Origin of the sequence: Rhodoplanes tepidamans, from assembly GCF_030813915.1 — a bacterium.
GTDB lineage: Bacteria > Pseudomonadota > Alphaproteobacteria > Rhizobiales > Xanthobacteraceae > Rhodoplanes > Rhodoplanes tepidamans.
Genome location: NZ_JAUSUJ010000015.1, coordinates 41,127 through 66,637, shown reverse-complemented (window position 1 = coordinate 66,637; position 25,511 = coordinate 41,127). Strand labels below are relative to the sequence as shown.

Sequence of the window (25,511 nt, the reverse complement as noted above, 5' to 3'; positions counted from 1 at the left end):
GACCGACGACGACCCCGGTGGTCGACCGCCCCACGCCCGGCCGGGTCGGACCGGAACCCGGAGCAGGACACCTGCCATGGCGCGGATGCGCAGCAAGATCGATCGTCTGGTCCGCAACGCCGCGGTGGTGGTGGGCGGATCGGTGCTGATCCTGCTCGGCACCCTGGTCTACCTGATCCTGGCGTTGCGCGCCGCCCAGGCCGCCGGCCCCGACGTGATGCTGTTCGCCACCCTGGCGGCCGCCCTGACGGCGGCCTCGTGCGGCGCCCTGGCGCCGCTCGTCCGCAGCAATCGCCTGCTGCGCCAGGAGATCGCCCGGCTCGAGCAGCGTGTCGAGGAGCTCGCCGACGCGCAGTGGGAGCTGAGGGAGCAGGAGGAGCGCGCCCGCGGCTTCGTCGAGCTCATGAGCGACGTGATCGTCCGCCGCGACGCCGCCGGCCGCATCGGATTCGCCAACGACGCCTACTGCCGCCTGGTCCGGCTGTCCTCCGCCGAGCTCGTCGGCCACGCCTTCACGCCGCTGGTGCTGGAGCAGGGCCCGGTCGCCGTGCTGGACGAGGGCACCCGCACCCACGACCAGAAGATCGCCTCGCCCGACGGGCCGCGCTGGATCGCCTGGCGCGAGGTCGCGGTACGGGCGGGCGCCGGCACCGAGACGCTGAGCGTCGGCCGCGACGTCACCGACCGGGTCACGGCCGAGCGCGCGCTCGCCGAGGCGCGCGACCAGGCCGAGGCGGCGAACCGCGCCAAGAGCCGCTTCCTGGCCACCGTGTCGCACGAGATCCGGACGCCCCTGAACGGCATCCTGGGGATGACCGACCTGCTGCTCGACACGCCGCTGACGCCGGCCCAGACCACCTATGCCGAGGCCGTGCAGGCGTCCGGCCGGGCCCTGCTGGTTCTGATCGAGGACATTCTCGACTTCGCCAAGATCGAGTCCGGCCGTGTCGAGGTGGCGGCGAAGCCCTTCGACCTCGCCGCCGTGATCGAGGAGACGGTCGAGCTGCTGGCGCCGCGCGCCCACGGAAAGGCGATCGAGATCGCCGCCTTCGTCGACCCCGGCCTGCCGGCCCGGGTGATCGGCGACGCCGCACGGCTGCGCCAGATCCTGCTCAATCTCGCCGGCAACGCCGTGAAGTTCACCGAGGCCGGCGGCATCACCGTGACGGCGGAGCCCGGCCCGCGCGACGGCACCGTCGCCCTGACCGTGCAGGACACCGGCATCGGCATCGCGGCCGACGCGATGGAGCGCATCTTCGGCGAGTTCGAGCAGGCCGACGCCGGGACCGACCGCCGCTTCGGCGGCACCGGGCTCGGCCTCGCCATCACCCGGCGCATCGTCGCGCGGCTCGACGGCAGCATCGCGGTCGACAGCGCGCCGGGCGCCGGCGCGAGCTTCCGGGTGGAGCTGCCGCTCCCGGCCGCCGACCCGGCCGTCCAGCCGACGGCGCCGGCCGCGCGCCCGGATCTCGCCGGCCGCAGCGTCCTCGTCGTCACGGCCGATCCGCGCACCGTCGAGGCGCTCCGACGCCAGCTCGCCGCCTGGGGCGCCCGCACGCTGCTCGCCGGCCCGGACGACCCCGCGGCCACCGCGGCCCCGGACTGCGACGCCGTGCTGGTCGACCACGCGATCGGGCCCGCCGCGGCGGCGCGCCTCGCCGGCTGTCCCGTCGCCCGCCGGATCGTCATGCTCCGCCCCGGCGAGCGCGGCGCCCTGGCCGGGCTCGAGGCGGCAGGCTTCACCGGCTATCTGATCAAGCCGGTGCGGGCGGCCTCGCTCGCCGAGCGGCTCGGTGTCGCCGGAGCGCCGGCGGCCGCGCTCCCCGGAACGCCCCTCGCCGCGCCGGTGTCCCGGCCGCAGGCCCCCCGGGCCGTGCCGTACACGCGCGCCGTGCTGGTCGCCGAGGACAACGAGATCAACGCCCTGCTGGTGCGGGTCCTGCTGGAGCGGCTCGGCCACCGCGTCACCGTCACGAGCGACGGCACCGCCGCCGTGACGGCCTGGCAGCGGGCGCTGGCAGACCGCCGGCCCTTCGACGTGGTGCTGATGGACCTGCACATGCCCGGGCTCGACGGCCTCGCCGCGACCCGCTGCCTCCGCTTCCTCGAGGCGGAGCTCGGCGTCCCGCCGGCGCTGATCGCCGCCCTGACGGCCGACGCCTCGCCGGCCGACCCGGAGACCTATGCCGGCGCCGGGCTCGATGCGGTGCTGACGAAGCCGCTCGACCGGGACCGGCTGGAGGCGCTGCTCGCCAGCCATTCGGGGCGCGGCGCGCTCGCCGCCTGAGCCGCCGCGGCCGCCGCGGTTCTGATCACATCGCCGGACGCCCTCACGGGACCATGCCGCGAACCGGACACCTGACGTGGGGTGACCCGAGGGTGTAGAGTCACACCATCGAACACCGGCGGTGTCACAAAACCGTGTCCGCTGCGGCTTACTGAAGAAGATCGGCCGGGCGCCGCGAATCGTGTCGGTCGCCGCGGCCGGTCGTGAGGGATGCCGGGAGCCGTCGATGCCCACTCTGCCGCGCGAGAACGAGCCCAAGCGTCTGTTCGGCCAGCCCGGCCAGGCGCGCCCGGGCGCCCGCGTGCCGCGCCTCGCCGCCCTCAAGGCGCTCGGCGGGCTGCGGGTCTCCGACCCGCGGCTGAGCCGCAGCGACGAGACGCTCGGCCGCATCGGCACGCTCGAGGTGCGGCTCGCCCACCGGGCGGCCGAGATCCGCCGCGCCCAGCGCCTGCGCTTCGACGTATTCTACCAGGAGATGTCGGCGGTCGCCGACGCCACGACGATGATCGCCCGGCGCGACGTCGATCCCTACGATGCGCTGTGCGACCACCTGCTGGTGCTCGATCACGCCAAGCCGACCCGCCAGGGTCCGGCCGTGGTCGGCACCTACCGGCTGCTGCGCCAGGAGATCGCCGAGCGCCGCGGCGGCTTCTACACGGCCGGCGAGTTCGACATCGCGCCGCTGATCGCCCGCCACCGCGGCCTGAAATTCCTCGAGCTCGGCCGCTCCTGCGTGCTGCCGCCCTACCGCAACAAGCGGACCGTCGAGCTGCTGTGGCACGGCATCTGGACCTATGTGCTGCGCCACAAGATCGACGTGATGCTGGGCTGCGCCAGCCTGGAGGGCACCGATCCCGACGCGCTGGCGCTGCCGCTGTCGTTCCTGCACCATTACGCGCCGGCCCCGGAGGCGTGGCGGGCCCGCGCCCTGCCGCGGCGCTTCGTACCGCTCGACCGCCTGCCCCGGGAGAGCGTCGACCCGAAGGCCGCCCTGCACGCGCTGCCGCCGCTGGTGAAGGGCTATCTGCGGCTCGGCGCCGTGGTCGGCGACGGTGCCGTGATCGACCACCAGTTCGGCACCACCGACATCCTGGTGATCCTGCCGGTGAGCCTGATCAACACCCGCTACATCGGCCATTTCGGCGCCGGCGCCGAACGCCACGCGGCGTGAGTTCGCGCGTGAGCTGATTCGATCACAGCTCGGTCATTCCGGGGCGCGGCAAAGCCGCGAACCCGGAATGACCGGATCATCACAGCCGCCGCAGGGCGACCTCGGCGATGCGGTGCGTCTCGCTCTTCTTAAGGATCAGGTCGGCGCGCTGGCGGGTCGGCAGGATGTTCTCCTGCAGGTTGACCAGGTTGATGCGCGTCCAGATGTCGGTCGCCATGGCGACCGCCTCGTCGTCGGTCAGCTGCGAGTAGCGGCGGAAATAGGACTTCGGGTCGCGGAACGCGGTGCCGCGCAGCGCCAGGAAGCGCTTCACGTACCAGTGCCGCAGCACGTCCTCCTCGGCGTCGATATAGACCGAGAAGTCGAAGAAGTCGGACACGAACGGGATCGCCTTGCCGTCCTTCGGCGGACGGCCGGCCTGCAGCACGTTGACGCCCTCGACGATCAGGATGTCGGGGCGATCGATCTCGATGCACTCGTTCGGCACCACGTCGTAGACGAGATGCGAGTAGACGGGCGCCCGCACCGGCCGGCGGCCCGCCTTGATGTGCGACAGGAAGCGCAGGAGCGCCGGCAGGTCGTAGCTCTCCGGAAAGCCCTTCTTGTCCATCAGGCCTTCCTGCTGCAGCACCGCATTGGGAAACAGGAAGCCGTCGGTGGTGATCAGGTCGACCTTCGGCACGTTGGGCCAGCGCGCCAGCAGGGCCTGCAGCACGCGGGCCGTCGTCGACTTGCCGGCCGCCACCGAGCCGGCGACGCCGATCACGTAGGGCACCTTGGCGTCGACCGTGTTGAGGAAGCGCTGCTGGGCCCGGAACAGCTTCTGGGTGGCGGCGACGTAGAGCGACAGGAGGCGCGACAGCGGGAGGTAGATCTCCTCGATCTCGGCGATGTCGAGCCGGTCGTGCACCGAGCGCAGCCGGATCACCTCGGCCGGCTCCAGCGTCATCGGCGTGTCCTCGCGCAGCGCCGCCCATTCGTCGCGGGAGAAGACGCGGTAGGGTGAGAACCGGTTTTCGGAGCGCGGCGCGACGAGCTGATCCATCGGGTCAGGCATCCTTCCGTGAGGCCTTTTCGTCGAGTCCGGATTGCGCCGTACGGGATTTCAGCAAGGCCTCGACCTCGGCGAACGGAATGTCGCGGGCCTTCAAGAGGACCAGCAGATGGTACATGAGATCGGCCGCCTCGGCGACGACGCGGTCGCGGGTCTCCCCTGCGCCGGCCAGCACCACCTCGATCGCCTCCTCGCCCATCTTCTTGGCGCAGTGGGCGGCGCCCTTGTCGAGCAGCGTCTTGGTGTAGGAGGTCGCGGCGCTGGCCCCGGCGCGCGCCGCGATGATGGCCTCGAGGTCGTGCAGCGTGAAGGCGCTCATGGTCGGCCGTTCCGTCGGTTTTCCAGAAAAAGCTGAGAACTTTCAGGGGTCGAGGCGCATCGGCAGGCCGGCCGCGGCCATGTGCTGCTTGGCCTCGCGGATGGTGTGCTCGCCGAAGTGGAAGATCGAGGCGGCCAGCACCGCGGTCGCGTGGCCGTCCCTTATGCCGCCCACCAGATGGTCGAGATTGCCCACCCCGCCGGAGGCGATCACCGGCACCGGCACGGCGTCGGCGATGGCGCGGGTGAGCGCGATGTCGAAGCCGGCCCGGGTGCCGTCGCGGTCCATCGAGGTGAGCAGGATCTCGCCCGCCCCGAGCGCCACGACCTCTTTCGCGTATTCCACCGCGTCGATCCCGGTCGGCTTGCGGCCGCCATGGGTGAAGATCTCCCACCGGGCCGGGGCGCCGTCGGGCGACACCCGCTTGGCATCGATCGCCACCACGATGCACTGGTTGCCGAACTTCTCCGCCGCCTCGGCGACGAACTGGCGATTGTTCACCGCCGCCGTGTTGATCGATACCTTGTCGGCACCGGACTGCAGGAGCGCCCGGATGTCGTCGACGGTGCGCACGCCGCCGCCGACGGTCAGCGGCATGAAGCAGGCCTCGGCGGTACGCCGCACCACGTCCAGGATCGTGCCGCGGTTCTCGTGGCTCGCCGTGATGTCGAGGAAGCACAATTCGTCGGCGCCGGCGGCGTCGTAGGCGATCGCCGCCTCGACCGGATCGCCGGCGTCGCGCAGGTCGACGAAGTTGACGCCCTTGACGACACGGCCGTCCTTGACGTCGAGGCAGGGAATGACGCGGACCTTGAACACTATTCTGCTGCGACTTTCTCGTCCTCGCGGAGAAAGTCCCAGAATCTGGGATGCATCTTCCCCGCACGGTCGGATTTCGTGATGTCGGTGATGAAGAACGACGTGAACGACTCGTTCAGCCTCGTCGTGAGGATGTCGATCGGAAGCGCCGTGCGGACGACCTTGGTGCCGTCGTCGATGTGATAAACGGCGTCGCCGGACTGCAGGCCCAGGGCGCCGTGAAGCGTCCGCACCGTATTCGGCCCGGCTTCGTCCTCGATGACGAGCAGGTAGGTTCGACTGATCATTCGGCCTCCTCGCTCCTCCGTTCGATCTCGAGGCGCGGCTGCTGGGTCGCCACGTCCACGATCTCGCTCGTGCCGCCGATCCTGTACAGTAGCTGTATCGCCCTCTGGCGAATTCTATACTCTTCGGACTGAAGTCGATCCGGGTCGCGGAACACGAAGATGAAATAGGCGACGAGCGTAGCAAGTACAGGGATCGAGGCCAAACCGGCGAAGACCAGCCGGATCGACCGGTCGTCGACCAGGATGACCACGAGAAGCGACACCGGCATCGTCAGCCCGACCAGCCACAGCATCGGATTGACCGCGGTCCGGACCACCCGGATGGTGTCGACCCGCGACAGGCCGGCCCGAACGATCTGGTCCAGCCTGAGCATCTAGGCAGGCCTTGCCTCGGTTGCCGCCGACCGCAGCAGCGCCAGCGCCTTCCTGGCGTCGAGACGGCCGTCGTAGAGGGCGCGGCCGGCGATCGCGCCGGCGAGCCTTTGGGCGCGCGGCTCGACGAGCTTCTCGATGTCCGTCATCGAGGCGAGGCCGCCGGAGGCGATGACCGGAATCGCGATCGCCTCGGCGAGCGCGATGGTGGCGTCCAGATCGAGCCCGGTCAGCATGCCGTCGCGGCTGATCTCGGTGTAGACGATGGCGGCGACACCGGCGTCCTCGAAACGCTTCGCCAGTTCGAGCGCCGGCAGGTCCGACACCTCGGCCCAGCCCTCGACGGCGACGCGGCCGCCGCGGGCGTCGAGCCCGACCGCCACGCGGCCCGGGAAGCGCTTCGCCGCCGTCTTCACCAGCTCGGGATCGCGCACCGCCGCGGTCCCGATGATCACCCGGGTGATGCCCTTCTCCAGCCAGCCCTCGACGGTCGCGAGGTTGCGGATGCCGCCGCCGAGCTGCACCGGGATCGAGACGAGCTCGAGGATCCGCTCGACCGCCGCGGCATTGACGGGCTTGCCCGCGAAGGCGCCGTCGAGATCGACGATGTGGAGATACTGGAAGCCGATCTCCTCGAACTGGCGGGCCTGCTCGGCGGGATCGCGGTTGAAGATGGTGGCGCGCGCCATGTCGCCCTGCTCCAGGCGCACCGCGAGACCGTCCTTCAGGTCGATGGCGGGAAACAGGATCACGGGGCCCACCTCAAAAAATTGGCGATCAGCGCAAGGCCGAGCCGCTGGCTCTTCTCCGGGTGGAACTGGGTCCCGGCGGCGGTGCCGTGGGCGACGATCGCCGTGACCGGGCCGCCATAGTCGACCTCGGCGACGAGATCGGCGCGGTTCGCCGCCTTCAGGTGATAGCTGTGCACGAAATAGGCGTGCAGCCCGTCCGGGCCGGTCGGGATGCCGTCGAGCAGCGGATGCGGCTGAAGCGCGTTCAGGGTGTTCCAGCCCATGTGCGGGATCTTGAGGCTCGGATCGGCCGGCGTGATGCGGTCGACCTCGCCGGGAATCCAGCCGAGGCCGTCGGTCACCTCGTATTCGCGGCCGCGCTCCGCCATCAGCTGCATGCCGACGCAGATGCCGAGGAACGGCCGCCCCTTGCGGCGCACCGTCTCCTCCAGCGCCTCGACCATGCCGGTCACGGCGTCGAGGCCGCGGCGGCAGTCGGCGAAGGCGCCGACGCCCGGCAGCACCACCCGGTCGGCGGCGCGCACCGCCTCCGGATCACGGGTCACCAGGATCGGCTGGTCGTGACCGCTTTCGCGCGCCGCCCGCTCGAAGGCCTTGGCGGCCGAGTGGAGGTTGCCGGAGCCGTAGTCGATGATGGCGACCGTCATCGCCCGGCTCCCGGCATCGGGAACAGGCCGAGCACGCGGCCCGCCGGCCGCAGCCGCGGCGCCGGAGCGTCGGTCCACGGGTCGCCGTGACCGGGCGCGCCGGCGACCGCCTCGGCGCGACGGGCGAAATAGCGCTGCTCCGCGCCTTCGAGATCGTCGGCGATCACGATGCCGGCCTCGCGCCAGCCGCGGCGCAGCAGCGTCCACCGCCGCAGGGTCGCCGATTCAAGCCCGATCAGCAGGGCGATCAGCACCGAGACGGCCAGGCGGGCGCCGGTCGGCACCGACAGCGCCGCGTGCGCCACGCCGAACCCCGCCATGACCAGGAGCCAGCACACCAGCACCAGCCACAGCCGGTGCCGGATCATCCACAACGGGCCGAACAGGAAGGCCCCCCAGGAGAACCCGTCGCGCACGAAACGCACGCGGTCGGGATCGGCCGGCTGGCCGTCCGGCCGGGCAGGGGGCTCCAGCACCGCATATACCGCCATGTTTCGTCCTTCGCTGGCCGCGGCCTCGGCGAGCAATCGGCCGCGCCGCCCGTCGGTTCCCTGCCGGGCCGTCAGCCGCCCAGGCTTCCCTTGGTCGAGGGGACCTCGTCCTTGCTCCGTGCGTCGATCGCGACCGCGGCCCGCAACGCCCGGGCGAGCCCCTTGAAGCAGGACTCCGATATATGGTGGTCGTTGTCGCCGTACAGCGTCTCGACGTGCAAGGTGATCCCGGCGTTCATGGCGAAGGCCTGGAACCACTCGCGCACCAGCTCGGTGTCGAAGCCGCCGATCGTGTCGCGCCCGAACGTGGTGCGAAACACCAGATACGGCCGCCCCGAGATGTCGATCGCCACCCGGGTCAGCGTCTCGTCCATCGGCAGATGGACGTCGGCGTAGCGGGTGATGCCCTTCATGTCGCCCAGCGCCTTGCGGACCGCCTGGCCGAGCGTGATGCCGACATCCTCGGCGGTGTGGTGCTGGTCGATGTGCAGGTCGCCCTTGGCGCGGACCGACAGGTCGAAGCGCGCATGCCGGCCGAGCAGGTCCAGCATGTGGTCGAGGAAGCCGATGCCGGTCTCGCTCGACACCTTGCCGGCGCCGTCGAGATCGACCGTCACCTCGACGTCCGTCTCCCGGGTGGTGCGCTTCACGGTTGCAGTGCGCATGGACATGCCTTCCTGCCGGCCGAACGGCCGGGCCGCCCCGGGCCTCGGCCATGGGTGCGACCATTCGTCTGAACCGCCGGCCTTTTATCAGGGCCGCCCGGGTTCCGCCACTGCGGCGCACCGCGGCGGGATGCGGGTCTGCGTCCCCGCGCCGCCGTTTCCAGCCGGCCGGAAGAGGGCGCTCCTGCCGGCTGGCCCGCTGCCGGGCGGGGGGCCGTCGGACGCGTCCGAGCCGGCGTCGCGTTGCAAAGGTGCCGGACGGCTCCTAGATCAGGGCGTCACCGGGGTTTCATCGTCCATGTCTTCCGAGCACACGCGTTCCGACCCGTCCTCGTCGCACGCCCTCTGGCACGGCACCACCATCGTCACGGTCCGCAAGGGCGGCATCGTCGCGGTCGGCGGCGACGGTCAGGTCTCGATCGGCCAGACCATCGTCAAGTCGAACGCCAAGAAGGTCCGCCGCCTCGCCAAGGGCGACGTGATCGGCGGCTTCGCCGGGGCCACCGCGGATGCCTTCACGCTGTTCGAGCGACTGGAGGCCAAGCTCGAGCAGTATCCCGGTCAGCTCATGCGGGCGGCCGTCGAGCTCGCCAAGGACTGGCGCACCGACCGCTATCTGCGCCGGCTGGAGGCGATGATGATCGTCGCCGATCCGCGAATCTCGCTGGTGCTGACCGGCACGGGCGACGTGCTGGAGCCGGAGAACGGCGTCGTCGGCATCGGCTCCGGCGGCAACTACGCGCTCGCCGCGGCGCGCGCCCTGATCGACACCGACCTCGACGCCGAGACCATCGTGCGCCGCTCGCTCGCCATCGCCGCCGACATCTGCGTCTACACCAACAGCAACGTCACCATCGAGACCCTGCCGGTTGGCTGAGACCTACCAGTTCCGGCCGTTCACGGTCGCCGATCTGCCGCTGATGGCGGCGTGGCTGGCCCGTCCGCACATGACGGAATGGTGGGGCGACCCGATCGCGCAGATCGCCCAGGTGCGGGGCGATCTCGACCATCCGGACATGGACCAGTATCTGGTGCTCGCTGGCGAGGTGCCGTTCGCCTATCTGCAGTGCTACGCGCTGCCGCTGTCGTACGGATGCTTCGACCCGCAACCGGTCGGCACCCGCGGCATCGATCAGTCGATCGGCGAGCCCGACATGCTCGGTCGCGGCCACGGCTCCGCCTTCGTCCGACAGTTCGCCGACGAGCTCCTCGCCGCCGGCACCCCGCGGGTCGTCACCGATCCCGCACCCGCCAATGCCCGCGCGATCCGCGCTTACGAAAAGGCCGGCTTCCGTCGCGATCGCGTGGTCGCGACGCCGGACGGCCCCGCCCTCCTGATGGTGCGCGACCCATGACCGACTTCTCTCCCCGCGAGATCGTCTCCGAGCTCGACCGCTTCATCATCGGCCAGCACGACGCCAAGCGCGCCGTGGCGATCGCGCTGCGCAATCGCTGGCGCCGCCTGCAGCTCGACGACAAGCTGCGCGAGGAGGTGATGCCGAAGAACATCCTGATGATCGGCCCGACCGGCGTCGGCAAGACCGAGATCTCGCGCCGGCTCGCCCGGCTGGCCGGGGCGCCCTTCATCAAGGTGGAGGCGACCAAGTTCACCGAGGTCGGCTATGTCGGCCGCGACGTCGAGCAGATCGTCCGCGACCTCGTCGAGGTCGGCATCACGCTGACCCGCGAGCGCAAGCGCAAGGACGTGGCGGCGCGCGCCCATCTGGCCGCCGAGGAGCGCGTCGTCGACGCGCTGGTCGGCGCCGGCGCGTCCGCTTCGACCAAGGAGACGTTCCGCCGGAAGGTGCGGGCCGGCGAGATGGACGACAAGGAGATCGAGATCGAGATCGCGGCCGGCGGCGGCGGCGGAATGCCGCTGTTCGACATCCCCGGCATGCCGGGCGCCCAGATGGGGGCCGTCTCGCTCGGCGACATCTTCGGCAAGCTCGGCGCCGGGCGCACCAAGACCCGCAAGGTCACGGTGAAGGAGTCCTACGAGATCCTGATCGCCGAGGAGTCCGACAAGCTGCTCGACCAGGACGCCGTGGTGCAAGAGGCGATCAAGACGGTCGAGAACAACGGCATCGTCTTCCTCGACGAGATCGACAAGATCTGCGGCCGCGAGAACCGCGGCGGCGCCGACGTCTCGCGCGAGGGCGTGCAGCGCGATCTCCTGCCGCTGATCGAGGGCACCTCGGTGTCGACCAAGCACGGCACCGTGAAGACCGACCACATCCTGTTCATCGCCTCGGGCGCCTTCCATTTGGCGAAGCCGTCCGACCTGCTGCCCGAGCTGCAGGGCCGCCTGCCCATCCGGGTCGAGCTGAAGGCGCTGACCCGCGACGACTTCCGCCGGATCCTGACCGAGACCGAGGCGTCGCTGATCAAGCAGTACGTGGCGCTGCTGGCGACCGAGGGCGTGACGCTCGACTTCGCCGAGAGCGCCATCGACGCCATCGCCGACGTCGCCGTGTCGGTGAACTCGACCGTGGAAAACATCGGCGCGCGGCGGCTGCAGACCGTGATGGAGCGTGTGCTCGACGACGTCTCCTTCTCGGCCCCGGACCGGGCCGGCGAGACGGTGGCGATCGACGGCGACTACGTGAACAGCCGGGTCGCCGACCTGGCAAAGAACGCGGATCTGAGCCGGTTCATCCTGTAGAGCGGGACGGCGCGGCCGGCTCCGGCGCGGGACGTCGCACGCGATCTCACCGATCGCGTCGTCCCGTCTTCCGAACAGATGTCGAGGGAGACGGTGCCGACGGCGCCGGGCGCGCGGACTGCGCGCGGCCCGGCCGGCCGTTCGGATGGCAGCTCAGAACGGGAGCTCGACCGCCCAGCTGGCGCTGCGGGCGGGATGCGCGGGCGTCGTCGCGCGGGCCTGGAAGCCTTCGACCACCGGAGCCTCGGGCTCGGCCGGCGACGGCATCTGGGGCGGCCGGATGACGCCGAGCCCGAAGGCGTCGGACGCCCACACCACGACGGCGCCGCGCGAATTGCGCATGTGGCCGTGCTTCCACCAACCGATGTGCTGGCCGTTGCTGTCGTAGACGCTGTGGCCGTCGATCGAGGCGAGGTGGCTGCCCTGCAGGCTCACGATGCGGGCGTGCTCGGCATGGAGCCAGGCCCGCACGCGGCCCTGGCGATCATAGAGGGGTTCCATTGTCGTTCTCAGTCGGGGATCCGATTGCTCGGCGCGTCATTCGGGGGCGAAAGACGCATCCAGTGGTGATATATCACGTTCTTCCCTGAGCGAAAAACGCAACAACACATACACGAGATGCGCGTTTGCCTCATACCGCACGACCGAGGGACGAACAATAGCCACCCTGGATAGCACGTTTTACCCTATGAGGATAAAAAGGACGTAAGAATCTTTCACATAAGGCAAATTCCGCCCATCACGCACTGTAGGGGTGGCTAACAATTTTTGAACTCAGCTGCGCGAACCGCGCAAAGAGAGGCTGATCCGGGTGACGATGTCGTCCCACGCCTTCTCCTCGGCGCGCGGATAGGCGACGTAGATGCAGTGCATCCGCCCCGCCGCCCGGGCCGGGAAATTGCAGCGGCTGTAGAAGATCTCGTCGTCGTTCACGCCCGAGACGGCGAAGAACCGGTCGGTGACGCGGCGGTAGTCCAGCGCGCCGGCCGGCACCTTGAGATTCGTCCGCACGAATCGCGCCGGCGTGAAGGCCTCGTCGTTCTCCTCGACATAGACCATCAGGCGGGCACGCCCGTCGGCCGACCGCAGCTCGACCCCGTCGCCGCGCGGCGCCGGCCCGACCGCCTCGGTGAAGATGCCGGCCGGAACGTCGACGCGGGTGCCGGCGCGGTCCTCGAACACCCTCCAGACAGGGCGATCGAGCCCGGCCGTGCGCGCCCTCGCGGCGTCCTGGGCGACGGCGGCTCCGGCCACGCCGAGGCCCGCGCACCCCATCACCACCGCGACCAGTCCGATCCGCATCCGCATGCCAGCCTCCTCTCGCGCGCCGATGAAGGCTAACCCGGAGCGCGCAGCTGCGCGCCCTCGCCGGCCGATCACATGTGGGTCAACGAGGCGCACGATCCCGATCTCTGACGACGCACGCCGACAGCGCCGCCCACGCTTGACGGCAAATGAGCATCTACTCATAATCATCGCTCGATGGCGCACCTTTCCCGGTCGATGCGGCCGCGCAGGATTCGTTCGGATTCCTGCTGTTCCTCGCCCAGACCGGGCAGCACCCTCCGTCGGCGAAACCGCTGAGGGGATTCGGCAGCGGCGTCGTGGAGCTGATCGACGACTTCGACCGCGACACCTGTCGGGCGGTCTATACGGTGCGGTTCGAGGCGGCCGTCTATGTGCTGCACGCGTTCAAGAAAATCGAAGCGGGGCAGCGAAACGACGAAGCAGGACCTCGCGCTGGTCCGCCGGCGATTACGAGACGCCGAGGCCGACGTCGCGGCGCGATCCAGGCGGGAGACGAAGTCATGACGCGCAAATCGACGATCGAAGTCCACGAGAGCGGCGACAACGTCTTCGCCGACCTCGGCCGGCCCGACGCGGAGCGCCATTTCCTCAAGGCCCAGATCGTCGCCGAGATCTATCGCATGACGCGCGAGCGCAAGCTGACCCAGGCGGCGGCCGGCGCTCTGATGGGAATCACGCAACCCGAGGTGTCGCGGCTATTCAAGGGCACGTTCCGAGAGTACTCGGTCGACCGCCTGATGACCTTCCTGACCGCGTTCGACCGCGACGTGGAAATCGTGTCGCACCCGCGGGACGGGCGGGTGCCGGGCGAGCGTGGCCGCATCCGCTTCACGACGGCGGGGTCGCAGACCGGCTGACCGGCGGCGGAACGCGGTACTTCACCGGCACTCCTGGGCGACGCGGTCGAGCGCCTGGGCGAGGCCTTTCAGGACATAGACGTCGGTCGAGGCGGTGCCGCGGGCCGAGACGCCCTTGATGGTGGCGTCGTTGGCGCGGCGCAGCGACTCGACGAGCCGCGGCTCCTCGGCGGCGTTCTTGATCCAGCCGCCGTCGGCCTGGGTGTACATCGCGAAGCTGGCGCCGCCGACCTCCAGGGTGGCGTCGGCGTTCGGCTTGAAGCCGTAGCCGAAGATCACCGAGATCTCGTCCTTCACCCGCTCGCCGGGGCGCGACGACACGAACAGGAAGGCGGGGTCGCGCGGCCGGTTCGGGGGCGTGGTGTCGGCGCGGCTCGGCTTGGCCAGCGCGAAGCACACCTTGCGGCCGCCCGGGCTCGCCGTGTAGGCGCCCCAGCCACCGTACTGGCCGAGCAGCTGCGGCTGCGCCCCGCCGGTGGCGGCGGCCGGCGGCTGCGCCGGAGCCGTGGCGGCGGGCCGGGCCGGCGGCTTCGGCTTCGGCGGCTGCGCCGGACGCTGGGCCGGCGGCGTCGCCGCGGGCGCCGGCTGGGCGAGCGCCGGCGACGGTCCACCGAGGCCGAGCGCCGCCCCGGCGGCCAGCAGCGCGGCGACCAGCGGCATCGAGCGGAGATGCGCCACATGGACATGCACCATGGCGCGGCGTGTGGTCGGCCCCGCGGCCGACCCGTTGCGGATGTCGTAACCCATTCTCAACCCGTCACTATCCCGAGCGTCATGCTGTTCCGGACGGGGCCGCGCGATCGGGCGCGCAGCCGCGGAGACCTGCATCGTCGAGAACGCCCCGGCGCCCCCGCGCCACTGTGCCCCGATTCGCGGCTCTCTAGCGCGCCATTTCGTCGAGGGCGTGGCGGGCGGCGCTCCGGTGCTCGGGGGTGAGATGGGTGAAGAACAACCGGACCACGGTGGCGATGACGGCCGCGTCGTCGGTGAAGCCGAGGGCCGGCACCAGGTCCGGCACCATGTCGGACGGCATCACGAAATAGGCCAGCGCCCCGAACAGGGCGACCCGGACATGGTGCGGCGTCCCGCGGTCGAGGGCGCAGTAGTAGGCGGCCAGCAGCTCCTCGGCGAACGGGACGCGGGCGACGACGCGCTTCAGCTTCGGCCAGAAGCCGCGCCGCACCGTCTCCTCGTCGCGCGGCTCGCGCGTCGTCTCGGCCGTGGCGTCCGCACCGAACCGTGCACCCGTGAAGATCATGGCCTTTCCCCGTGGTCCGCCACCCGGCGGACGTGTCTTGCAGATGGGGACCACGACGGTCGGTTCAAGCCGCCGGATCGGCGGCCGGGCCGGTTCCCCGCGGGGCGGCGACGGCCGGTCACGGCTTCAGTCCCGTGCCGGCCGCGATCGCCTCCATGGCGGTCGCGAGCGAGATGTCGCGCTCGGTGACGCCGCCCGCGTCGTGGGTCGAAAGCGTCACGCTCACCGTGCGATAGACGTTGAACCATTCGGGATGGTGGTCGAGCTTTTCGGCGGCGAGCGCGACCCGGCTCATGAACCCGAAGGCGGCGTTGAAATCGGCGAAGGTGAAGACCTTCGAGATGGCGTCGCGATCCTCGGCATCCTGCCAGCCCGGCAGGCCGGCGAGCGCCTCGCGGCGGCGCGCGGGGCTCAGTCGTTCGGTCATCGGGGGTCCTCCTCGTCGCATCCGGCGCGCCGCGTCTGGTGGGCGGGCCGGTGCGATCATATCTCTCGTCGAGAGGTCCGGCGACCGGACGAGGAGGCGCACATGCCGTGGTCGATCAATATCGGGGCGATCGCCGGCACCGCGGTGCGCATCCACGTCACCTTTCTCTTGTTCCTGGTCTGGATCTTCGCGGCGAGCTGGGCGCAGGGCGGCGCCGACGCCGCGGTGAGCGGCCTCGTCTTCATGCTGCTCCTGTTCGCCTGCGTGCTGGCCCACGAGTTCGGTCACATCTTCGCGGCCCGTGCCTTCGGGGTGGCGACGCCCGACGTGACGCTGCTGCCGATCGGCGGCGTCGCGCGCCTGGAGCGGATTCCCGAAGCGCCGGGCGAGGAGTTCCTGGTGGCGATCGCCGGGCCGGCCGTCAACGTGGTGATCGCCTTCCTGCTGATCGTGCTGTTCGGCGCCGACCCGTCGGTGCGCAATCTCGCCGCCATGGACAACACGGCGACCTCGATGGTCGACAAGCTCGCCGCCGTGAACATCTTCCTCGTGCTGTTCAACATGATCCCGGCGTTCCCGATGGACGGCGGCCGGGTGCTGCGGGCGCTGCTGGCGATCCGGCTCGGCCATGTGCGGGCGACCGAGATCGCCGCCTGGATCGGCCAGGCGACCGCCTTCGCGTTCGGCTTCATCGGGCTGTTCACCAACCCGATGCTGATCTTCATCGCCATCTTCGTCTATCTGGCCGCCTCCTCCGAGGCCCAGCTCGTCGCCATCCGGGCGATGTCGCGCGACGTTCCGATCTCGGCCGCCATGATCACCGAGTTCGCCACGCTGTCGCCCGACGAGCCGATCGAGGCGGCGATCGAGACGCTGCTGCGCACCAGCCAGCAGGAGTTCCCGGTAGTCGACGGCCAGCGCCGCCTGGTCGGCGTGCTCAGCCGCGCCGACATGATCCGGGCCCTCAAGGACGTCGGCCCGCAGGCGCCGGTCGCCGAGGTGATGACCGCCGACATCCCGCTGATGAGCCATCGCGGCCGCCTGGAGGCCGCGTTCGCGATCCTGCAGGAGAAGCAGAAGCCGGCGGTCGGCATCGTCGACGCCGGCGGCCGGCTCCTGGGCCTCGTCACCTCGGAGACCGTCGGCGAGATGCTGATGGTGCGCGACGCCCTGCCCAAGGGCACCCGCTTCGGCCCCTGGGGCCGCGCCGCCGGCGTATAGATCCCGCGCAGGTCCCGCCGACGTCCTCTTTACCCTCCGGAGCGGAAATCCCGGCCGCACGGGCTCGTGCCTTTGCGCCGCCGCATCGGCGTGCCCACATGCCCGAAACCGCACCCCGCCGCCGCCCGCCCCCGGAGACCTCGAAGAATGCCGTCGCCGCTCCGCCGCATCGCCGCCGCCGGGGTGGCCCGCGACCGGGCGGCGGGCGTTCGCTCGGGCCGCACCCGGCGCCGTCTGCGCGTGCTGCTGCGCCAGACCCCGCTCGTCTTGCTGATCGGGCTGTTTCTCGCCACCGGCCTGATCGCAGCCGCGTTCTACTTCTCCGACCGGCCGAGCCGGCTGCGCATCGCGGTCGGGCCGGCGGCCGGCGAGGACGCCCGGCTCGTCCAGGCGATCGCCCAGCAGTTCGCCCGCGACCGCAGCGCCACGGTCCGGCTGGTGCCGGTGATCAAGGAGGGACCGGCCGCGGCGGCCCGGGCCCTGCAGAACCGCGAGGTCGACCTCGCCGTGGTCCGCCGCGACGTCGCCTTCCCGGCCTCCGGCCAGGCCGTGGTGGTGATGCACGACAATGTCGCCGTGCTTCTGGTGCCGGCCGAGGGCTCGCTCGCCGCCGGCCCGCCGAAACCAGCCGCGCCGCCGGCCGAGACCGCGACCCGCCGCAAGCGGGGCGCCAAGCCGCCCGCCGCCCAGACGCCCCCGGCGCCGCCGAAGATCGACAGCATCGAGGCGCTGGCCGGCCGCCGCATCGGCCTGGTCGGCCCCGGCATGGGCGACCGCGAGGTGCTGGAGGCGATCCTGCGCCAGTATCAGGTGCCGATCGAGAAGGTGACGGTGGTGCCGCTCGACGCCCGCGACGTGACGACCGCGCTGCGCCATGCCCCGATCGACGCCGTGCTGGCGCTCGGGCCGGTGGCGAGCCCGCACGTCGCCGGCGTCGTCGCTGCGGCGAGCAACGGCCGCGACGGCCCGACCTTCCTGGAGATCGGCGCCTCCGAGGCGATCGCGGCCCGCGCCCCCGTCTACGAGGAGGCCGAGCTGAAGGCCGGCGTGTTCGGCGGCCAGACGCCGCAGCCGCCCGAGACCGTCGAGACCATCGGCTTCAAGCACTATCTCGTCGCCCGCCGCAGCGTGCCCGAGGACACGGTCGCCGACCTGACCCGACAGATCTTCGCGGTGCGCCAGGTCCTGTCGTCGGAATTCCCGATGGCGGCCCGCATCGAGAAGCCAGACACCGACCGCGACGCCGCGGTGCCGGCGCATCCCGGCGCCGCCGCCTATATCGACGACGACCAGAAGAGCTTCTTCGACCGCTACAGCGACGTCATCTACATCGGCGCCATGATGCTGTCGGGCGTCGGCTCCGGACTCGCCTGGCTGGCGAGCCACTTCCGCGCCGACACCCGCTCGCGCCGCCAGCGGCTGCTGGAGCGCCTGCTCGCCCTGATCGGACGCGCACACGCCGCCGAGGATCTCGCGACGCTCGCCGCGCTCGACAGGGAGATCGACGAGATCCTCGCGCGCGTGCTGCTGCCGGGCAGCCGCGACGGCATCGACCACACCTCGCTCGCCGCCTTTACGCTCGCCTTCGATCAGGCCCGCGCGGCGGTCGCCGAGCGGCGCCGGCAGCTCGCCGGCGGACAGCCTGCCGTCGGGCCCGGCCCGAGTCCGGTGCCCGACCCGGCGGCCGTCGCCACCATCCTGCGCATGACGAAGCCGGCCGAAGGGGCGTGAGCCTGTCGTCGTGAGCCGTCCCCCCGAGGTGGCCGCGCCGATGCGCGGCCCCGAGGGTGCCGGTTTCGTGTACGCTGGCATGACGGGCCGCAGCCCGGTACGACAATCGCTCATGTCCGGCTTCGCCCTTCACACGCTCTTCGACCTTCTCGCCTGGGGCGCCGCGGCGCTGGCCGCCCTGTGGCTGACCCGCGTGCGGAAGATCGCCTTCCCGCCGGTCACCACCGAGCTCGCCTATGTGGCGGCGCTGGTCCTCGGGGCCGGCACCGGCGCAGTGCTGTTCGGCACCCTCAACATGATCGTCTCCGGCGTGCCGGCGGTCGCCCGATCGATCGAGGGCGGCATCGCCGGCGCGATCCTCGGGGTCGAGCTCTACAAGCAGGCGACCGGCGTCTCCTTGCGCACCGGCGCGCGCTTCGCCCTGCCGCTCGCCGTCGGCGTCGCGGTCGGCCGCATCGGCTGCCATCTCGCCGGCCTCGAGGATTTCACCCATGGCACGCCGACCGCGTTGCCCTGGGCGCACGACTTCGGCGACGGCGTCCCGCGCCATCCGGTCCAGCTCTACGAGAGCGCCGCCATGGCGGCCTTCGCGCTCGTCTACGTGATCAAGGTGTCGAACCGCGACGCCGCCTGGATCGACCGAGGATTCTACCTGGCGGTCGGCTTCTACGGGCTGCAGCGCTTCGTCTGGGAGTTCTTCAAGCCCTATGGCACGATCCTCGGACCGTTCACGGTCTTCCACCTGCTCTCCGCCGTGCTGGTGGCCTGGGCCGTGGCCATGCTGGTGACCGCGCAACACGCCGGAGATGCGGATGACCGCGCCGCTGCGGAAATCTAGACCCCATGTCTTCTGGGGCCAGACCACGTCGCTGTGCGAGACCTGCCTGGAGCTCGTGCCCGCCAAGATCCAGATCGTCGACGACGACGTCTTCTACGAGAAGCGCTGCCCGACCCACGGCGTCCAGTCGACCCTGGTCTCGACCGATGCCGCCTACTGGAAGCGCTGCAAGGACTACATCAAGCCGGGCGACACGCCGCTCGCCTTCCAGAGCCGCACCGAGCACGGCTGCCCCTGGGACTGCGGCCTGTGCCCGGACCACGAGCAGCATTCCTGCCTGGCCCTGATCGAGATCAACGAGCACTGCAATCTCACCTGTCCGGTGTGCTTCGCCGGATCGTCGCCGCAGCGGCCCGTGCATCTGCCGCTCGCCACGATCGAGCAGATGCTCGACGCGCTGGTCGCCAGCGAGGGCGAGCCGGACCTGCTGCAGATCTCCGGCGGCGAGCCGACCCTGCATCCGGACTTCTTCGCCGTCCTCGACGCGGCGCGGGCGCGGCCGATCCGCCACGTCATGGTCAACACCAACGGGCTTCTGCTGGCGCAGGACCCCGACTTCTGCGCGCGCCTGGCGGAGCGCCGGCGCGGGCTCGAGATCTATCTGCAGTTCGATTCGCTGGAGCGCGACGCCCTGATGGATCTGCGCGGCGCCGATCTTCGCCGCATCCGGCAGCAGGCCCTGGAGAACTTGGAGCGTCACGGGATCTCCACGACCCTGGTCGTCACCGTGAAGCGCGGCGTCAACGACCACGAGATCGGCGCGCTGGTGAAGCACGCGCTGACCTGGCAGTGCGTGCGTGGCGTGACGTTCCAGCCCGTGCAGGACGCCGGCCGCAACGACGGCTTCGACGCCAGACGGAACCGCATCGTGCTCTCCGAGATCCGGCGCCGCGTGATCGCCGACTCGGGCCTGTTCGGCGAGGCCGACATGATCCCGCTGCCGTGCAATCCGGAGACGATCGCGATCGCCTACGGCCTGCGCAGCGGCGACCGCGTGCTGCCGGTCACGTCGATGCTGTCGCGCGAGGATCTGGTCGCCGTGGTGCCCAACACCATCAGTTTCGAGAAGCAGCCGGCGCTCCAGCAGACATTCGTCGAGCTGTTCTCGCTCTCCTCGGGCGCCATGAACGCGCCGGAGCGGCTCGCCGAGTTCCTGTGCTGCCTGCCGCGCGCCACCGTGCCGGAGGGGCTGAGCTACGAGAACGTCTTCCGGGTGGCGATCGTGTCGTTCATGGACCGCTTCAGCTTCTGCCTCGGCGGCGTCAAGCGCTCCTGCATCCACTTCGTTACGCCGGACGGGAGGATCATCCCGTTCGACACCTACAACCTGTTCTACCGGAACGGGCACGCGGAGGCGATCCGGGCGCGGCGGGGAGCGATGAGATGATGCCGACCCAGGACCGGGGGGCGCGCGGGCTCCTGACGCACGCCACGTCGTGGCCGGGCTTGTGCCGGCCATCCACGCCTTGCTCCGCCGGGCGCCAGCGAAAGGGCGTGGATGCCGGCGACGCCCGCGGGCATGACGGCTTACAGGATGCGACCCGGCATGCACCGTCGTCTGCACGGCACACGGATCGACGGCCATGACCGAGACCGGCCGGAACTTCATCCTCTTCGTGCTGATCGGCCTGCTGGCGCTGCCGTCGGGCCTGTGCTCGGCCTTCTTCACGATCGGCGGGGTCGGGCTCCTGTTCGAGAAGGACCCGGTCGGGCAGAGCCTGTCGGTGGTGTTCCTGGGCGGCGCCCTGATCGGCTGGATCTTCTGCGTCCTGGTGCTGTTCGGGGCGCGGCGGCTGCGCCGCGCGGCCGGCGAGCCGGGCCGGCAGGGCTCCGGCGATCCCGGCGGACCCTCCGGCGCCCCCTAGGAGAGACCCATGGCCGTGCTGATGATCCTGGTCGGCCTCGTGCTGCTGCTGCCCGGCCTGTGCGCCGGCGCCTTCGTGGTGGCGTTCGGCCTGACCGACCCCCGGTCCCTGGTCGACCCCGGGCTCGTCCTCCTGTGGGCGACCAGTGCCGCGGTCGCGGCCGGCGGCGTGCTCATGATCCGGGCCGGCCGGCGGCGCATGCGGGACCGCGCCGCCCCGTCCGGGCCGGGTCCGGCCCGTCATCCCGGCGATACGCCCGGCTGATAGACGGCATCGGCCGGCCCGAAATTCGTTCCCGATCCGTACCGGGCCATTGCCTCCGGCTCGCCCTCGTCTATAGTCCCGCCCAAATGTCGCGGGCCCCGGAGGCCCGCGTTCCGTTTTTCAAGGGACCCCTATGAAGCTCCGCAACGTCGCCATCATCGCCCATGTCGATCACGGGAAGACCACCCTGGTCGACCGGCTGCTGCAGCAGTCCGGCACGTTCCGCGAGAACCAGCGGGTCGCCGAGCGCGCCATGGATTCCAACGACCTGGAGCGCGAGCGCGGCATCACGATCCTGGCCAAGGCGACCTCGATCGTCTGGAAGGACGTGCGCATCAACATCGTCGACACCCCCGGCCACGCCGATTTCGGCGGCGAGGTGGAGCGCATCCTCAACATGGTGGACGGCGCCATCGTGCTGGTCGACGCCGCCGAGGGCCCGCTGCCGCAGACCAAGTTCGTCGTCTCCAAGGCGCTCAAGATCGGCCTCCGACCGATCGTCGCCATCAACAAGGTCGACCGTCCCGACGGCCGCCCCGACGTGGTCGCCGGCGAGGTGTTCGACCTGTTCGCGGCGCTCGACGCCAGCGAGGAGCAGCTCGACTTCCCGGTGCTCTACGGCTCCGCCAAGGAGGGCTGGATGGCCCCGAGCCTGGAGGGCCCGAAGGAGTCGATGGCGCCGCTGCTCGACCTCGTGCTGTCCCACGTGCCGGAGCCGACCATCGAGCACGGGCCGTTCCGCATGCTCGGCACCATCCTGGAGTCGAACCCGTATCTCGGCCGCATCGTCACCGGCCGCATCACGTCCGGCACGCTGAAGCCGAACCAGCCCGCCAAGGTGCTGGACCGCAACGGCAGGATCGTCGAGACCGGGCGCATCTCCAAGGTGCTGGCGTTCCGCGGCCTGGAGCGGCAGCCGATCGAGGAGGCCTTCGCGGGCGACATCGTGTCGGTGGCCGGCCTCCCCGAGGCGACCGTCGCCCACACCATCTGCGCCCCCGAGGTCTCCGAGCCGCTGCCGGCCCAGCCGATCGACCCGCCGACGCTGTCGATGACGTTCCGGGTGAACGATTCACCGCTCGCCGGCACCGAGGGCGACAAGGTGACGGGCCGCATGATCCGCGACCGCCTGCTGCGCGAGGCGGAAGGGAACGTGGCGCTCAGGGTCAGCGAGTCGGACGAGAAGGACTCGATGGAGGTCGCCGGCCGCGGCGAGCTCCAGCTCGGCATTCTGATCGAGACCATGCGGCGCGAGGGCTACGAGCTGTCGGTGTCGCGGCCGCGCGTGCTGATCCAGCGCGACGAGGCGACCGGCGAGATGCGCGAGCCGATCGAGGAGGTCGTCATCGACGTCGACGAGCAGTTCTCGGGCGTCGTCGTGCAGAAGATGTCGGAGCGCAAGTCCGAGCTGATCGAGATGCGCCCCTCCGGCGGCGGCCGCACCCGGCTCGTCTTCTACGCGCCGACCCGCGGCCTGATCGGCTACCAGGGCGAGCTGCTGACCGACACCCGCGGCACCGCGGTGATGAACCGCCTGTTCCATGGCTACGCCGCCTACAAGGGCGAGGTGCAGGGCCGCCGCACCGGCGTGCTGATCTCCACCGACGCCGGCGAGGCGGTCGCCTACGCGCTGTGGAACCTGGAGGACCGCGGCCCGATGATGATCGAGCCGGGCTGGAAGGTCTATCAGGGCATGATCGTCGGCGAGCACACCCGCGAGAACGATCTCGAGGTGAACGTGCTCAAGGGCAAGAAGCTCACCAACATCCGCACCACCTCGAAGGACGAGGCGGTGCGCCTCACCCCACCGATCAAGATGACGCTGGAGAAGGCGCTCGCCTACATCCAGGACGACGAGCTGGTCGAGGTGACGCCGAAGTCGATCCGGCTGCGCAAGAAGCTGCTCGATCCCAACGAGCGCAAGAAGGAAGAGCGCCGCAAGGTCGCCGAGGGCGTGTGATACCGCTTCTTGGTAATCAGTTCAGCTGGTCGTTCCGGGGCGGTGCGCAGCGCCGAACCCGGAATCCAGCCGAGCACACGGAGTTCTCCGCTGGATTCCGGGCTCGCAGCTTCGCTGCGCCCCGGAATGACGTTCACATCGATCGAACGACTCCGGTGTGAGCGCCCGGTGAGCACCGCTCCGTCCACGGTCTCGGAGTTCCTGTCCTGGGCGGAGGCCCGGCTCGAGCCGCCGCGCGCCGAGCTGATCGCGGGCCGCGTCGTGCCGGTCGCGCCGCAGCCGCCCGAGCACGCCCGCACCCGCTTCAAGACAGCGCGCGTGCTTCAACATGCACTGACGGCCGCCGGCCTCGCCGGCGAGACCTTCACGGGCGGCATGCTGGTGCCGATCGCGGCCGACACGGCCTACGAGCCCGATGTGGTGCTGCGCCTCGGCGCGCCGCTCGTCGGCGGCGGCCTGATCGTCACGGACCCGGTGATCGTCGTCGACGTGGCGGCGCCGATGCCGGGCGCCAACGGCGGCGCCGCGGACGCCCGCGCGGCGCGGCTCGCCGGCTGGTTCGCGGTGGCGAGCGTCGCGCACTGCCTGCTGCTCGATCCGGTCGGCCGCAAGGTCACGCACCACGCCCGCGCCGCTGGCGGCGACGGCGATGGTGACGGTGCCGACCACGGCCGCCTCGTCGTGCGGACGCTCGATGCCGGTCAGCTGACGCTCGATCCGCCCGGCCTCGTGATCGAGGTCGCCGACCTGTTTGCCTGATCAGCCGCCTCTTCTGTTCGCCCTACGACCTCGTCCGGTAGCATCGCCCGGCTGCGCCGGTTTGTCGCGGGGGGCGTGATTGTGCTGCAGCGCGATCGGTTCGTAGGCTCGCCCACGATCGCGTCCCGCCCACGACGCGCCGTCCGACACATCGCTGTTTTCGTCGTCGCCGAAGCCGCCGTCCAACGGTGTCGCAGGGCGCTCCACGAGGGTTCCGCGTGCTGCAGAAGACCGTGCCCGGCACCTCGATTCCGCTGCACTTGCCGTGCCCGGCCTGCAGCGTGATCACGCGCCAGCGCCTCCTCTATCGCAAGCATGGCTGCGCCATCCTGCGCTGCGAGGGCTGCGGGATCGGCCGCACCGAGACGGCGGGCTTCGATCCCACGGCCTATTATACCGACGGCTATTTCTCCGGCCGGCACGCCGACGGCTATGCCGACTACCGCGGCGCCGAGCCGGTGCTGCGGCGCGAGTTCTCCCGCACGGTCGATTTCGTCCGCCGCTTCCGCGACGGCGGCCGCCTGATCGAGGCCGGCTGCGCCTACGGCTTCTTCCTGGCCGAGGCGGCCCGGCATTACGAGGTGGCCGGCGTCGAGATCGCCGAGGAGGCCGCCGCGTTCTGCCGCGACCGCGGCCTCGACGTGATCACGGGCGTGGTCGCACCCGACACGCTCGACCGGCTCGGCCCGGCCGACGTCGTCGTCATGCTCGACGTGATCGAGCACCTGCCGGCACCGGAGGAGACCTTGGCGCTGCTCGCCGGGCGCCTGACGCGCGGCGGTATCGTCGTGCTCACCACCGGCGACTTCGGGTCGCCGGTCGCGCGGCTCGCCGGCCGAGGCTGGCGCCTGATGACGCCGCCGCAGCATCTCTGGTTCTTCACCGTGGCGAGCGTCCGCCGCCTCGCCGAGCGGCTCGGGCTCGAGCTCGCCCATGTCGACCATCCGGGAAAGATCGTGCCGATGTCGCTGATCCTGCACCAGCTCGGCCGCATGACGGGGCTCGGCGCACGCTCCGTGCCCGACGGCGTGCCCCGCAGCGTGCCGGCGGCGAGCCGCCTCGGCCTGCCCGTCAACCTTTTCGACGCGATGCGCGTTGTCCTGCGCAAGCCGTGAGGCGGCCATGAAGGACGGCCTGACCGCGTTCCAGATCCTGCTGCTCGCCGGCTACGCGCTCGGCATGGTCGGCGGACAGATGCTGTTCAAGCTCGCGGCGCTGCGGGTTCCGGCCGAGGCCGGGGTCGCGGTCCGGCTCGCCAGCCTCGCGCAGAACGGCTGGTTCCTGGCCGCCGTGCTGCTCTACGGGGCGCTGTCGGTGATGTGGGTGTGGGTCCTCACCTTCACGCCGCTCGCCCGCGCCTATCCGTTCGTCGCCCTGGCGTTCGCGGTGACACCGTTCGTCGCCGCGCTCGCCTTCTCGGAGCCACTGTCGCTGCGGCTCGTCCTCGGCATCCTGGTGATCGCTGGCGGGCTGGTGCTGGTCGCGGGGTAAGACGCC

At 70.9% G+C, this 25,511-nt stretch carries 30 protein-coding genes; 16 read left to right on the top strand and 14 right to left on the bottom strand.

The window, feature by feature from the left end:
* Nucleotides 1–76 precede the first annotated feature (76 nt).
* On the top strand, nucleotides 77–2,287 hold the full coding sequence (locus J2S22_RS18220) for an ATP-binding protein (protein ID WP_272775013.1): 2,211 nt from the start codon (nucleotides 77–79) through the stop codon (nucleotides 2,285–2,287).
* Between the two features lie 226 nt (nucleotides 2,288–2,513).
* Nucleotides 2,514–3,458 (top strand): l-ornithine N(alpha)-acyltransferase, encoded by a 945-nt coding sequence (gene olsB, locus J2S22_RS18215; protein WP_272775014.1) that lies wholly within the window; start codon nucleotides 2,514–2,516, stop codon nucleotides 3,456–3,458.
* Between the two features lie 79 nt (nucleotides 3,459–3,537).
* On the opposite strand, the gene coaA is transcribed toward olsB, so the two are convergent.
* The 9 genes from coaA to hisB all read right to left on the bottom strand — a co-directional run bounded on the left by coaA (nucleotide 3,538) and on the right by hisB (nucleotide 8,864).
* On the bottom strand, nucleotides 3,538–4,503 hold the full coding sequence (gene coaA / locus J2S22_RS18210; protein ID WP_272775015.1) for a type I pantothenate kinase: 966 nt from the start codon (nucleotides 4,501–4,503) through the stop codon (nucleotides 3,538–3,540).
* Nucleotides 4,504–4,507: 4 nt separating this feature from the next.
* A complete protein-coding gene (locus J2S22_RS18205; RefSeq protein WP_272775016.1) occupies nucleotides 4,508–4,831 on the bottom strand; it encodes a phosphoribosyl-ATP diphosphatase in 324 nt (107 codons plus the stop codon).
* A 42-nt stretch (nucleotides 4,832–4,873) separates the two neighbouring features.
* Nucleotides 4,874–5,650 (bottom strand): imidazole glycerol phosphate synthase subunit HisF, encoded by a 777-nt coding sequence (gene hisF / locus J2S22_RS18200; RefSeq protein WP_272775017.1) that lies wholly within the window; start codon nucleotides 5,648–5,650, stop codon nucleotides 4,874–4,876.
* Entirely contained in the window at nucleotides 5,650–5,937 is a 288-nt protein-coding gene (locus tag J2S22_RS18195; protein WP_272775018.1) for a hypothetical protein, read from the bottom strand. The genes hisF and J2S22_RS18195 overlap by 1 nt, the downstream gene beginning before the upstream one ends.
* The gene (locus tag J2S22_RS18190; protein WP_272775019.1) at nucleotides 5,934–6,311 is read right to left on the bottom strand and encodes a hypothetical protein; all 378 of its coding nucleotides are present in this window, start codon (nucleotides 6,309–6,311) and stop codon (nucleotides 5,934–5,936) included. The genes J2S22_RS18195 and J2S22_RS18190 overlap by 4 nt, the downstream gene beginning before the upstream one ends.
* On the bottom strand, nucleotides 6,312–7,061 hold the full coding sequence (gene hisA / locus J2S22_RS18185; protein WP_272775020.1) for a 1-(5-phosphoribosyl)-5-[(5-phosphoribosylamino)methylideneamino]imidazole-4-carboxamide isomerase: 750 nt from the start codon (nucleotides 7,059–7,061) through the stop codon (nucleotides 6,312–6,314).
* Complete coding sequence (gene hisH / locus J2S22_RS18180; protein ID WP_272775021.1) at nucleotides 7,058–7,708, bottom strand: imidazole glycerol phosphate synthase subunit HisH; 651 nt, start codon at nucleotides 7,706–7,708, stop codon at nucleotides 7,058–7,060. The genes hisA and hisH overlap by 4 nt, the downstream gene beginning before the upstream one ends.
* Complete coding sequence (locus J2S22_RS18175; RefSeq protein WP_272775022.1) at nucleotides 7,705–8,199, bottom strand: DUF2628 domain-containing protein; 495 nt, start codon at nucleotides 8,197–8,199, stop codon at nucleotides 7,705–7,707. Before J2S22_RS18175 ends, hisH begins: the two co-directional genes overlap by 4 nt.
* Nucleotides 8,200–8,270: 71 nt before the next feature.
* On the bottom strand, nucleotides 8,271–8,864 hold the full coding sequence (gene hisB / locus J2S22_RS18170) for an imidazoleglycerol-phosphate dehydratase HisB (RefSeq protein WP_272775023.1): 594 nt from the start codon (nucleotides 8,862–8,864) through the stop codon (nucleotides 8,271–8,273).
* A gap of 298 nt (nucleotides 8,865–9,162) precedes the next feature.
* Between hisB and hslV the strand changes: the two genes are divergently transcribed.
* Genes hslV through hslU form a run of 3 tightly spaced genes read left to right on the top strand, consistent with a single transcriptional unit; the run spans nucleotide 9,163 to nucleotide 11,526 of the window.
* Nucleotides 9,163–9,741: an ATP-dependent protease subunit HslV gene (hslV, locus tag J2S22_RS18165; protein WP_272775024.1), complete on the top strand. Its 579-nt coding sequence runs from the start codon at nucleotides 9,163–9,165 to the stop codon at nucleotides 9,739–9,741.
* A complete protein-coding gene (locus J2S22_RS18160) occupies nucleotides 9,734–10,219 on the top strand; it encodes a GNAT family N-acetyltransferase (protein ID WP_272775025.1) in 486 nt (161 codons plus the stop codon). Before hslV ends, J2S22_RS18160 begins: the two co-directional genes overlap by 8 nt.
* Nucleotides 10,216–11,526 carry an ATP-dependent protease ATPase subunit HslU gene (hslU, locus tag J2S22_RS18155; RefSeq protein ID WP_272775026.1) on the top strand — a complete coding sequence of 437 codons (1,311 nt, stop codon included), beginning with the start codon at nucleotides 10,216–10,218 and terminating at the stop codon, nucleotides 11,524–11,526. Before J2S22_RS18160 ends, hslU begins: the two co-directional genes overlap by 4 nt.
* Before the next feature lie 153 nt (nucleotides 11,527–11,679).
* Here the strand turns inward: hslU and J2S22_RS18150 are convergent, their stop codons facing one another.
* Both J2S22_RS18150 and J2S22_RS18145 read right to left on the bottom strand, forming a co-directional pair.
* Nucleotides 11,680–12,027, bottom strand: coding sequence for a 4-fold beta flower protein (locus J2S22_RS18150; RefSeq protein WP_272775027.1), 348 nt, complete (start codon nucleotides 12,025–12,027; stop codon nucleotides 11,680–11,682).
* Nucleotides 12,028–12,300: 273 nt separating this feature from the next.
* Nucleotides 12,301–12,834 carry a hypothetical protein gene (locus J2S22_RS18145; RefSeq protein ID WP_272775028.1) on the bottom strand — a complete coding sequence of 178 codons (534 nt, stop codon included), beginning with the start codon at nucleotides 12,832–12,834 and terminating at the stop codon, nucleotides 12,301–12,303.
* Nucleotides 12,835–13,058: 224 nt separating this feature from the next.
* On the opposite strand from J2S22_RS18145, the gene J2S22_RS18140 reads away from it, so the two are divergent.
* Nucleotides 13,059–13,691, top strand: a complete 633-nt coding sequence (locus tag J2S22_RS18140) for an XRE family transcriptional regulator (protein WP_307155859.1) — start codon at nucleotides 13,059–13,061, stop codon at nucleotides 13,689–13,691.
* A 21-nt stretch (nucleotides 13,692–13,712) separates the two neighbouring features.
* Here J2S22_RS18140 and J2S22_RS18135 read toward each other — a convergent pair whose 3' ends face one another.
* The 3 genes from J2S22_RS18135 to J2S22_RS18125 all read right to left on the bottom strand — a co-directional run bounded on the left by J2S22_RS18135 (nucleotide 13,713) and on the right by J2S22_RS18125 (nucleotide 15,376).
* Nucleotides 13,713–14,351, bottom strand: a complete 639-nt coding sequence (locus J2S22_RS18135; RefSeq protein ID WP_272775253.1) for an invasion associated locus B family protein — start codon at nucleotides 14,349–14,351, stop codon at nucleotides 13,713–13,715.
* A 220-nt stretch (nucleotides 14,352–14,571) separates the two neighbouring features.
* The gene (locus J2S22_RS18130) at nucleotides 14,572–14,949 is read right to left on the bottom strand and encodes a YkvA family protein (RefSeq protein WP_272775029.1); all 378 of its coding nucleotides are present in this window, start codon (nucleotides 14,947–14,949) and stop codon (nucleotides 14,572–14,574) included.
* A 118-nt stretch (nucleotides 14,950–15,067) separates the two neighbouring features.
* Nucleotides 15,068–15,376, bottom strand: coding sequence for a 4a-hydroxytetrahydrobiopterin dehydratase (locus J2S22_RS18125; protein ID WP_272775030.1), 309 nt, complete (start codon nucleotides 15,374–15,376; stop codon nucleotides 15,068–15,070).
* Nucleotides 15,377–15,478: 102 nt separating this feature from the next.
* Between J2S22_RS18125 and J2S22_RS18120 the strand changes: the two genes are divergently transcribed.
* From J2S22_RS18120 to J2S22_RS18075, 10 genes are all read left to right on the top strand, one after another.
* Entirely contained in the window at nucleotides 15,479–16,597 is a 1,119-nt protein-coding gene (locus tag J2S22_RS18120) for a site-2 protease family protein (protein ID WP_272775031.1), read from the top strand.
* A gap of 147 nt (nucleotides 16,598–16,744) precedes the next feature.
* The gene (locus J2S22_RS18115; protein ID WP_272775032.1) at nucleotides 16,745–18,328 is read left to right on the top strand and encodes a TAXI family TRAP transporter solute-binding subunit; all 1,584 of its coding nucleotides are present in this window, start codon (nucleotides 16,745–16,747) and stop codon (nucleotides 18,326–18,328) included.
* A 112-nt stretch (nucleotides 18,329–18,440) separates the two neighbouring features.
* The gene (locus J2S22_RS18110) at nucleotides 18,441–19,166 is read left to right on the top strand and encodes a prolipoprotein diacylglyceryl transferase (RefSeq protein ID WP_272775033.1); all 726 of its coding nucleotides are present in this window, start codon (nucleotides 18,441–18,443) and stop codon (nucleotides 19,164–19,166) included.
* Nucleotides 19,141–20,553 carry a radical SAM protein gene (locus J2S22_RS18105; RefSeq protein ID WP_272775034.1) on the top strand — a complete coding sequence of 471 codons (1,413 nt, stop codon included), beginning with the start codon at nucleotides 19,141–19,143 and terminating at the stop codon, nucleotides 20,551–20,553. The genes J2S22_RS18110 and J2S22_RS18105 overlap by 26 nt, the downstream gene beginning before the upstream one ends.
* 196 nt (nucleotides 20,554–20,749) lie before the next feature.
* On the top strand, nucleotides 20,750–21,031 hold the full coding sequence (locus tag J2S22_RS18100; protein WP_272775035.1) for a hypothetical protein: 282 nt from the start codon (nucleotides 20,750–20,752) through the stop codon (nucleotides 21,029–21,031).
* Nucleotides 21,032–21,040: 9 nt separating this feature from the next.
* Nucleotides 21,041–21,295 (top strand): hypothetical protein, encoded by a 255-nt coding sequence (locus J2S22_RS18095; protein ID WP_272775036.1) that lies wholly within the window; start codon nucleotides 21,041–21,043, stop codon nucleotides 21,293–21,295.
* A gap of 133 nt (nucleotides 21,296–21,428) precedes the next feature.
* On the top strand, nucleotides 21,429–23,255 hold the full coding sequence (gene typA / locus J2S22_RS18090; protein WP_272775037.1) for a translational GTPase TypA: 1,827 nt from the start codon (nucleotides 21,429–21,431) through the stop codon (nucleotides 23,253–23,255).
* A gap of 168 nt (nucleotides 23,256–23,423) precedes the next feature.
* A complete protein-coding gene (locus tag J2S22_RS18085) occupies nucleotides 23,424–24,014 on the top strand; it encodes a Uma2 family endonuclease (protein ID WP_272775038.1) in 591 nt (196 codons plus the stop codon).
* A gap of 218 nt (nucleotides 24,015–24,232) precedes the next feature.
* Nucleotides 24,233–25,129: a class I SAM-dependent methyltransferase gene (locus J2S22_RS18080; protein ID WP_272775039.1), complete on the top strand. Its 897-nt coding sequence runs from the start codon at nucleotides 24,233–24,235 to the stop codon at nucleotides 25,127–25,129.
* Nucleotides 25,130–25,136: 7 nt separating this feature from the next.
* Complete coding sequence (locus J2S22_RS18075) at nucleotides 25,137–25,505, top strand: DMT family transporter (protein WP_272775040.1); 369 nt, start codon at nucleotides 25,137–25,139, stop codon at nucleotides 25,503–25,505.
* The last annotated feature ends 6 nt before the right edge of the window (nucleotides 25,506–25,511 follow it).

Bases quoted from the DNA above. Each gene is read 5' to 3' on its own strand.
- J2S22_RS18220 (WP_272775013.1), top strand. From the start codon at position 77: ATGGCGCGGATGCGCAGCAAGATCGATCGTCTGGTCCGCAACGCCGCG.
- olsB (WP_272775014.1), top strand. From the start codon at position 2,514: ATGCCCACTCTGCCGCGCGAGAACGAGCCCAAGCGTCTGTTCGGCCAG.
- coaA (WP_272775015.1), bottom strand. From the start codon at position 4,503: ATGGATCAGCTCGTCGCGCCGCGCTCCGAAAACCGGTTCTCACCCTAC.
- J2S22_RS18205 (WP_272775016.1), bottom strand. From the start codon at position 4,831: ATGAGCGCCTTCACGCTGCACGACCTCGAGGCCATCATCGCGGCGCGC.
- J2S22_RS18195 (WP_272775018.1), bottom strand. From the start codon at position 5,937: ATGATCAGTCGAACCTACCTGCTCGTCATCGAGGACGAAGCCGGGCCG.
- J2S22_RS18190 (WP_272775019.1), bottom strand. From the start codon at position 6,311: ATGCTCAGGCTGGACCAGATCGTTCGGGCCGGCCTGTCGCGGGTCGAC.
- hisH (WP_272775021.1), bottom strand. From the start codon at position 7,708: ATGACGGTCGCCATCATCGACTACGGCTCCGGCAACCTCCACTCGGCC.
- J2S22_RS18175 (WP_272775022.1), bottom strand. From the start codon at position 8,199: ATGGCGGTATATGCGGTGCTGGAGCCCCCTGCCCGGCCGGACGGCCAG.
- hisB (WP_272775023.1), bottom strand. From the start codon at position 8,864: ATGCGCACTGCAACCGTGAAGCGCACCACCCGGGAGACGGACGTCGAG.
- hslV (WP_272775024.1), top strand. From the start codon at position 9,163: ATGTCTTCCGAGCACACGCGTTCCGACCCGTCCTCGTCGCACGCCCTC.
- hslU (WP_272775026.1), top strand. From the start codon at position 10,216: ATGACCGACTTCTCTCCCCGCGAGATCGTCTCCGAGCTCGACCGCTTC.
- J2S22_RS18150 (WP_272775027.1), bottom strand. From the start codon at position 12,027: ATGGAACCCCTCTATGATCGCCAGGGCCGCGTGCGGGCCTGGCTCCAT.
- J2S22_RS18145 (WP_272775028.1), bottom strand. From the start codon at position 12,834: ATGCGGATGCGGATCGGACTGGTCGCGGTGGTGATGGGGTGCGCGGGC.
- J2S22_RS18135 (WP_272775253.1), bottom strand. From the start codon at position 14,351: ATGCCGCTGGTCGCCGCGCTGCTGGCCGCCGGGGCGGCGCTCGGCCTC.
- J2S22_RS18130 (WP_272775029.1), bottom strand. From the start codon at position 14,949: ATGATCTTCACGGGTGCACGGTTCGGTGCGGACGCCACGGCCGAGACG.
- J2S22_RS18125 (WP_272775030.1), bottom strand. From the start codon at position 15,376: ATGACCGAACGACTGAGCCCCGCGCGCCGCCGCGAGGCGCTCGCCGGC.
- J2S22_RS18120 (WP_272775031.1), top strand. From the start codon at position 15,479: ATGCCGTGGTCGATCAATATCGGGGCGATCGCCGGCACCGCGGTGCGC.
- J2S22_RS18115 (WP_272775032.1), top strand. From the start codon at position 16,745: ATGCCGTCGCCGCTCCGCCGCATCGCCGCCGCCGGGGTGGCCCGCGAC.
- J2S22_RS18110 (WP_272775033.1), top strand. From the start codon at position 18,441: ATGTCCGGCTTCGCCCTTCACACGCTCTTCGACCTTCTCGCCTGGGGC.
- J2S22_RS18105 (WP_272775034.1), top strand. From the start codon at position 19,141: ATGACCGCGCCGCTGCGGAAATCTAGACCCCATGTCTTCTGGGGCCAG.
- J2S22_RS18100 (WP_272775035.1), top strand. From the start codon at position 20,750: ATGACCGAGACCGGCCGGAACTTCATCCTCTTCGTGCTGATCGGCCTG.
- J2S22_RS18095 (WP_272775036.1), top strand. From the start codon at position 21,041: ATGGCCGTGCTGATGATCCTGGTCGGCCTCGTGCTGCTGCTGCCCGGC.
- typA (WP_272775037.1), top strand. From the start codon at position 21,429: ATGAAGCTCCGCAACGTCGCCATCATCGCCCATGTCGATCACGGGAAG.
- J2S22_RS18075 (WP_272775040.1), top strand. From the start codon at position 25,137: ATGAAGGACGGCCTGACCGCGTTCCAGATCCTGCTGCTCGCCGGCTAC.